Raw genomic sequence first — 7404 nt, 5'->3', positions numbered from 1 at the left:
TAAATCAAAGGAAAATGAAGCACAAAAACTACTTACTGGTCTTGGAATTCCTAATATTGGAAAGGTAGCAGCAAAAAGTATAATGAAGCATTACAAATCTATTGAGGATTTAAAAAATACGTCTTTGGAGGAACTGCAAGATGTTTCTGATATAGGTGAAATAAGTGCCTTATGCATACTGAGATTTTTTGATGATTATAAAAACCTAGAAATAATTGATAGACTAAAAGAGTATGGAGTAAATATGGCTGTAGAAGAGTCGAATCAGGTCGATAACGTGTTTGATGGACTAACCTTCGTTGTAACTGGAACACTGACTTCTATGGGGCGAGACGAGGCCTCAGTAATGATAGAAAGTCACGGTGGGAAAGTATCGGGTTCTGTCTCTAGTAAAACTAGTTACGTTCTAGCAGGAGAGAATGCAGGAAGTAAACTTACAAAAGCTCAAAAGCTTGGAATTACAGTAATAACTGAAGAGGAACTAGTGAATATGTTGAAATAAAAAGTACACAAAAGAGCATCGAGGTCAATCGATGCTCTTTTTGTGCGGCGTAACTAGGTATATCAAGACAGGCAGTAGCCAAGTGGGAAGTGGGGCATTCATATCCTGACATTGCAAGACTAATTGCATTAAGTGATTTCTTTAAAGTAAGTATTGATAAATTAGTTAGTGATTATGAAGAAAATTGCGGTTTATATATAGAAGAGAATAAAGTTGACTCTATAAATGAAAATATAATAGAATTTTTACGTGCAGCAAAAAGATCTACATATGCAGGAAATGTTGTGCAAATTCAGGTGTGGAAGTAGATTAAAATATAAAAAGTGCCATTTGGACTTTGATAAAAAATTAGAAACCTTGAAGAAGCAAGGCTGCGTAGTGCCAACAAGAAATCTTATTAAGAGCAAAGAGCAAATTGATGGAATAAGAAAAAGTGCTGAAATTAATAAGCTAGCTCATGAATTTACAATAACTCATGGTGGAATTTTAGCTACTCTCAATGTCGAAGATACGAATATTTAGGATAAAGAAAAAGACGCCAATTGGCGTCTTTTTTTATGTTATGACTCTAATATTTCTTTATTATTAGGCTTAAAAGTATCTTCAACTACAACATGATCTTTAGTGCATTCTCTAGTTTTATGGCTTAAAGATAACTTAGAGGTGCTCTGTATAAGTTTCTCCATTAAATAATTTTTATATCTTAACTGGCCATATATTTTAATTAAAAGAATAAAACCCCATATTGCGGTAAACATAAAAGTTAACATGGTAAGTACAGCCATTATTTGAATAGTTATGATTAGCATAGAAATACCCCCCCAAAAGAACCGCGTATTTACATAAATTATGTAAATGAATAAGTATATTATAACATAATTAAACTATAAAAGGCTAACATATGAAATGCAAACTAGAAACTCTATTTAAATATTATGCTATTGATTATTTCATATATTAGAGGTCAATACTTTGAGTAATGGGAAAGTAGGAGGTACGTATGAAAAAAATATTATGTGCAATGTTAATATTTATGATGATGCTAACCAGCGGATGTGTTGAAAAGAAAGTTGAACCGTCAACTTCTAGGAAATATTTAGTTTACAATGTAGGAGAATTGCCGGCTGATTTGTCTATGGCAAACAATGATAATACACGACAAAAGGATTTGTTGTTAGCTTTATTTGAAGGCCTAGTACGAGAAGATAAGTACGGTGAAATAGCACCTGCTATGGCAGAGAGAGTCGATATGTCAGAGGATAAAATAGGGTATACATTTAAGTTAAGAGAAAATATCCACTATAGTGATGGGACTATAATAAAAGCTAGAGATTTTGTGAGATTTTTTTTGGATACACTGTTAGAGGAAGATAATATATACGCTAAGGAGTTGTATTGTATATATGGAGCTGAGGAGTTTAGTATGGGGAAAGTAAATGTTGATGGAGTTGCTATTGTAGCGAAAGATGATTTAACGCTAGAAATAAGATTAAACAGCCCCAATGATTATTTTTTAAATATTCTTAGTAATCCAGTTTTTACTTTAAGGAAAAATGATTTAAATCTAAAAAACTTCAAATATAACTATGAAGAGATTCAATATAGTGGTCCATTTATTATAAAAGACGTAAATGAAGAAGGAGAGTTAACTTTACATAAAAATGAAAATTATTGGAGAGCTGAGGAGATTATCAGTAGTGAAATGCTATTTACTTCCATAAAAGATGAGGAGAAAGCTTTAGCAGACTTCCAAACTACTGAGATTCTTTCTACATCAAAAATTGATGTATTTGTAAGTCCACCAATAAGTGAAGTAATCTCCCTTAGTATGGAAAACAAAACTGAAGTTATACCTTCTCAGAGTGTGTATTATTTAACTTTTAATTTAAAAATTAAAGATCTAGGAAATAAAAGAGATCCATTGGATATAGATTTTAGAAATGCAATAGGTGCAATTATAGATAGAAAATTAATTATACAGACGATATGGAAAGATTTGGCGGTGCCTGCCATGAATTATACAACGTCAACTAGCAATAATGATAATAGCAGTAAAGCAATCTTTAATGGATCGGGCAATAAAGATAAAGCATTAGAATATTTAGATAGCAGCAAATTTAAAAAAGGTCAAAAAATATATATGATTTATGAAAGCGAAAATTTTGATACTGTAATAAGTAACGAAATAGCTAAAAACATTGAAGAATATTTAGATATAAAGGTGGTTTGCACAGGCTATAAAAAAGGTGAACTTAATGAAGTTGTTGAAAAAGGAGATTATGATATAATATTCTCAAGAATTAATGAAGATTACGGAGATGTTTATAAATTTTTTAGTCGATGGACATCAAACTCTACATATAATGTTTATGGATATAATAATTTAGAATATGATAAAATCATTGAAAATGTATCAGTAGAAAACAATAAAGAAAATAAGAAAAAAAGTTATAACGAGGCACAAGAAATATTAGCTGAAGAATTGCCTTGTATTCCCGTATACATAGGTAATACCGTTATTTGTAAGAAAGAAAACATTAAGGATATATATACCACTAAAGGTGGAAATTTAGTATTTGATTATGCTTATAAAGAATAAAGGACTGCTGATAAGCAGTCCCATAGTAAGCCTAATCTGATTCGTTCCTGAAAAATATGGTTAAGAAGAATATAAACATATTCTTACTGCTATCAAAAGAGGATTTACTTTGCTTAAAGGTTTCTTTTCGTTTATTGTATACAATATCTTTAACAAAGACAGAGGCAAGCTCATTGTTTTCAGGGGTAGGTACACTAGGTAGTTTAAAATCTTCATCTCCTATTAAATCCTCTGATTTTAGTGAGAAATTTCTATAGTGTTCTGGATTATCTAAAGAAGGACCTTCAGGCCAGCTTAAAACTAAACCAGAATCTAGAATTTGATGTCTAAAAATGTCTTGAAGCATGGAAGAATTATCCTCTGATTTATTAAAATCTGAATATAGCATTAGGCTATACATGTATAATAGGAGCTCATCACAAGTATAAATTATCTCTTTATCAGTACTTTCTTTTAGAAGTATGCCCTTATTACTTTCGTATAATTTTATAAGCTTTTCATATAAATCGTCACTTGTTTCTTTAAATTTGTGAAAGTGGCTATTGTTATACATAAGCATACAATTTATAAAAAGCATACAGGAATAATCTAATTTTGCGTTAATAATTATAGATGGTTTAGCATTATATTGTTCTATGAGCAAATCCGAAAAATCTTTTAACAAATCCTCGCATTGTTCAAGGGCAGAGTACTTATAAAAAACATTCAAGGCAAGGCATATTTTATTGAGTTCTTCAAAGGACACATTGTAGATTTCTTCTTTAAATTGAATAAACATATTTAATATATCTAGAGCAAACTTTTTATATTCCTCCTCGTGTTTGTTTTTATCATAACAAGAATATTTGTAGTATGCTGCCATCATAAATGCTTGATCAGAAAATTTGAATTTATTGTTTTTGTTTTCAAAATTAAATTCTTGTTTTAGAGGGTCGGTTAAATCCTTTTTATCAACAAAAAGACCGTCTTTATTTCGAAAATTGGAAGCATAAAATTCTAACTGTTCTTTGGATAGTTTATGGTAAGTCGAACTTAGAGAATATATATTATCATCAACATTTTCAAAGCTACGATAATAGTCTGCCATCTCTAATAGTGATAACGTCATAAATGCATTGCTATTAATTGTTATTTCCTTTTTGACCTTGGTTTCATTCCAAGTTAAGATACCGTCCTGGGATTTTAATTTAGCGCCTGCTTTTCTGTAGATACATAAAAGTGGAGAATTTACACTAGTTGTGTTAATATCAATCTTAGAAAAAGATTTAGATTTCAAGTCACGCGAGGAAATATATATACCGCATTTCGAACCGAAAACTATATCTTTTAATGATTCTTTTGATAAGTAGAAGAATTGATTTTTTATGTTATTTTTGTTTAGTGTATTGGTTCTTAAAAAAGGTCCTATAAATTTCAAAATATCACCGCCATATATTAATCCTTATATAAATAATATGATTTGGTTTGTTAAAATGTGCTAGTTTTATAAAAATAGGGAGGAAGAATTTAAATGAAAGTTGGAAAACTTAATTGGGATGATTTAAAACAAATAATTGACGGTAATAAAAGTGTTGTACGTTCTGATGTAAGAATTAGAAGTGGAATAGGAGAAGACTGTAGTGTCATAGATTTTGGTGATTATGAATGCGTTGTTTCTACTGACCCAATAACTGGAGCGGATAAAAATATAGGTAAACTCGCAGTTAATATAAATTGTAATGACATAGCATCTTGTGGAGTTGAGCCAGTGGGTATTTTAGTTACAATTTTAGTGCCGAAAACGGCCACTCTTCAGGATATAAAAAATATAATGGCGGAAATAGATGAAGAGACAAAAAAACACAATGTGGAGATATTAGGCGGGCACACTGAGGTCACTGAGGCTGTTAATAGAATAGTGGTTTCATGCACCGCTATTGGAAAAGGGAAAAAAGGTAGCGCGGTAGCAACCTCAGGAGCCAATATAGGTGATGATATTGTTGTTACAAAATTGCTTTGTATGGAAGGGACTTCAATTATAGTAAATGATCATTTACAGAAAGTATCGAATGTTTTAACACTCAAAGAAATAGAAATAGCAAAAGATTATGTTAATAGTATTAGTGTGATTAATGAAGGCAGTATAGCTGGAGAGCATGGAGTTAATGCAATGCATGATATAACAGAAGGGGGAGTGCTCGGAGCGCTCTGGGAGGTAGCTGAAGCAAGTGATTTGGGATTTAGGGTATATAATGATAAAATGCCAATTAGCGATATAACTTATAAAATATGTGATATGCTCCATATTGACCCTTTAAAATTTATATCCTCAGGTAGCATGCTAATAACAGTTGCGAGTGGTAAAGAGTTAGTAGATAAATTAAATAGTAAAGGTATAAAGGCTACGACTATAGGAAAAATAACTAAAGCTAGGGGCATATTAGTAACAGATAATATAGAAAGAGATGTTTTGCCACCTACTAGAGATGAATTATTTGGTATATAAGTAGTATATGCCAAAATGAGAGGCGTGGAGAATAATGAAGAAATTAATAATTGCTAGTAATAATAAACATAAAATTTCAGAGATAAAGCAAATCTTATCACAATTTCCACTTCAGGTATTATCTTTGAAAGAAGCTAATATTAATATCGACGTAGAAGAGATAGGTACTACATTTATGGAAAATGCAGAAATAAAGGCTAGTGAAATTTTTAAAATAGCTCATGGTGATATGGTACTTGCAGATGATTCAGGATTATCAGTGGAATTTTTAAATGGAGCGCCAGGTATTTTTTCAGCGAGATTTGCAGGAGAGCATGGGAATACTAGTAAAAACAATGAAAAATTACTATTTTTATTAAATGGTAAAAGAGAAGAACAACGAAAAGCTAAATTTATTTGTGCCATGGTACTCATAATAAATAATTATGAAATGGTTAAAGTGCAAGGCGAAACAGAAGGGATAATAACAGATGAATTTAGAGGAGAAGAAGGGTTTGGATATGATCCGCTGTTTTTTGTGAGTGAAGTAAGTAAAACTTTTGCACAAATGAGCCCAGAAGAGAAAAATGCTATTAGTCACAGGGGAAGAGCATTAGCAAAATTAAAAAATGAAATGGAAAGATTAATATAGTTAGTGTAATATTATTTTATTGAAGGACAAGGTGGGTTTAAATGCGTATAGGAGTTGTGAGTGATACACATAGGAATGTTAGTAGTATTGAGCTGCTAGGAGAGAAAATAAAGGCAATGGATGTGATAATTCACTTAGGTGATAATATAGATGACATATCAATTATAAAGAAGTATTACAAGGGGAAAATAATTAATGTAAAAGGTAATTGTGATTTTTCCGCTAAGACGCCATTTGACCGCGTAGAAGATGTTGGCGGGAAAAAGATTTTTTTAACTCATGGACATAAATACAGTGTAAAAGAAAATTTGTATAAGTTAAGATATAAGGCACTGGAAACTGGGGCTCACATAGTTTTATATGGGCACACCCATATTGCGAAAATAGATTTTGAAGAGGGTATATGGTATATAAATCCAGGCAGTGCATCTGAGCCAAGAGATGGGGCTCGCAGCTTTGCTATTATTAATATTAATGGAGATGTCATAGACCCCAATTTAATAAGATTTTAGTGAAAGAGATACTATGGGACAATTTATTGCAATATTCAACATTAAAGTTTTAAAAAAAGTATTGACGTATTAGTGTATATGGTGTAGAATAATCCATGTCGTCACAAAAAAACAATCATTTTTAAAATTCGTGGCGAAAGAGTTAATTTGGAACATTAAACATTCTAATATAAAGGTTTAATGAATATCGGGGTGTAGCGCAGCTGGGAGCGCGCGTGGTTTGGGACCATGAGGTCGCAGGTTCAATCCCTGTCACCCCGACCATTTTAAAATAAATATGCGGGTATAACTTAATGGTAGAGTGTTAGCCTTCCAAGCTAGTTACGAGGGTTCGATTCCCTCTACCCGCTCCAAATATGCTTAAGCATATATATAAGTGTCTTTAGCTCAGTTGGATAGAGCAACGCCCTTCTAAGGCGTGGGCCGGGGGTTCGAATCCCTTAAGACACACCATGTGGTGGGAGTAGTTCAGTTGGTAGAGCGCCAGATTGTGATTCTGGTTGTCGTGGGTTCGAGCCCCATCTTTCACCCCAATTATTGTTGGGATATCGCCAAGCGGTAAGGCACCACACTTTGACTGTGGCATTCGTAGGTTCAAATCCTGCTATCCCAGCCAATATGGTTTACTAGCTCAGTTGGTAGAGCACATGACTTTTAATCATGGTGTCCGGGGTT

Annotated in this window: 9 protein-coding genes and 5 tRNA genes; 12 read left to right on the top strand and 2 right to left on the bottom strand. The window is 32.3% G+C overall.

The window, feature by feature from the left end; genetic code table 11:
• The 3 genes from ACJAX4_RS20375 to ACJAX4_RS20365 all read left to right on the top strand — a co-directional run.
• Positions 1-502, top strand: a 502-nt coding sequence (locus tag ACJAX4_RS20375; protein WP_435791266.1) for a helix-hairpin-helix domain-containing protein, incomplete at its 5' end; no start/stop codon positions are given.
• A 59-nt stretch (positions 503-561) separates the two neighbouring features.
• Positions 562-810 (top strand): helix-turn-helix domain-containing protein, encoded by a 249-nt coding sequence (locus ACJAX4_RS20370; RefSeq protein ID WP_435791267.1) that lies wholly within the window; start codon positions 562-564, stop codon positions 808-810.
• Positions 773-1024, top strand: a complete 252-nt coding sequence (locus ACJAX4_RS20365) for a hypothetical protein (protein ID WP_435791265.1) — start codon at positions 773-775, stop codon at positions 1022-1024. Before ACJAX4_RS20370 ends, ACJAX4_RS20365 begins: the two co-directional genes overlap by 38 nt.
• Before the next feature lie 38 nt (positions 1025-1062).
• On the opposite strand, the gene ACJAX4_RS20360 is transcribed toward ACJAX4_RS20365, so the two are convergent.
• On the bottom strand, positions 1063-1311 hold the full coding sequence (locus tag ACJAX4_RS20360) for a hypothetical protein (protein ID WP_435791264.1): 249 nt from the start codon (positions 1309-1311) through the stop codon (positions 1063-1065).
• A gap of 191 nt (positions 1312-1502) precedes the next feature.
• Here ACJAX4_RS20360 and ACJAX4_RS20355 point away from each other — a divergent pair, with 191 nt between their 5' ends.
• Positions 1503-3101 (top strand): peptide ABC transporter substrate-binding protein, encoded by a 1599-nt coding sequence (locus tag ACJAX4_RS20355; protein ID WP_435791263.1) that lies wholly within the window; start codon positions 1503-1505, stop codon positions 3099-3101.
• A 31-nt stretch (positions 3102-3132) separates the two neighbouring features.
• On the opposite strand, the gene ACJAX4_RS20350 is transcribed toward ACJAX4_RS20355, so the two are convergent.
• Positions 3133-4518: a hypothetical protein gene (locus ACJAX4_RS20350; RefSeq protein ID WP_435791262.1), complete on the bottom strand. Its 1386-nt coding sequence runs from the start codon at positions 4516-4518 to the stop codon at positions 3133-3135.
• 93 nt (positions 4519-4611) lie between these two features.
• On the opposite strand from ACJAX4_RS20350, the gene ACJAX4_RS20345 reads away from it, so the two are divergent.
• The 8 genes from ACJAX4_RS20345 to ACJAX4_RS20310 all read left to right on the top strand — a co-directional run bounded on the left by ACJAX4_RS20345 (position 4612) and on the right by ACJAX4_RS20310 (position 7345).
• Positions 4612-5586 carry an AIR synthase family protein gene (locus tag ACJAX4_RS20345; RefSeq protein ID WP_435791261.1) on the top strand — a complete coding sequence of 325 codons (975 nt, stop codon included), beginning with the start codon at positions 4612-4614 and terminating at the stop codon, positions 5584-5586.
• A 34-nt stretch (positions 5587-5620) separates the two neighbouring features.
• The gene (locus ACJAX4_RS20340; protein WP_435791260.1) at positions 5621-6217 is read left to right on the top strand and encodes an XTP/dITP diphosphatase; all 597 of its coding nucleotides are present in this window, start codon (positions 5621-5623) and stop codon (positions 6215-6217) included.
• Between the two features lie 41 nt (positions 6218-6258).
• Positions 6259-6729 (top strand): metallophosphoesterase, encoded by a 471-nt coding sequence (locus ACJAX4_RS20335; RefSeq protein ID WP_435791259.1) that lies wholly within the window; start codon positions 6259-6261, stop codon positions 6727-6729.
• A 188-nt stretch (positions 6730-6917) separates the two neighbouring features.
• Positions 6918-6993, top strand: a tRNA-Pro gene (locus ACJAX4_RS20330).
• Between the two features lie 15 nt (positions 6994-7008).
• A tRNA-Gly gene (locus tag ACJAX4_RS20325) sits at positions 7009-7082 on the top strand.
• A gap of 23 nt (positions 7083-7105) precedes the next feature.
• Positions 7106-7182, top strand: a tRNA-Arg gene (locus tag ACJAX4_RS20320).
• A 4-nt stretch (positions 7183-7186) separates the two neighbouring features.
• Positions 7187-7262: transfer RNA gene (locus ACJAX4_RS20315), tRNA-His, on the top strand.
• Between the two features lie 8 nt (positions 7263-7270).
• Positions 7271-7345: transfer RNA gene (locus tag ACJAX4_RS20310), tRNA-Gln, on the top strand.
• The last annotated feature ends 59 nt before the right edge of the window (positions 7346-7404 follow it).

The sequence above is a fragment of the Clostridium sp. genome (assembly GCF_051278035.1).
Taxonomy (GTDB): Bacteria; Bacillota; Clostridia; order Clostridiales; family Clostridiaceae; genus Clostridium_AD.
Note: the sequence above shows the minus strand (reverse complement) of the source record. Positions and strands in the feature narration are given on the sequence as shown.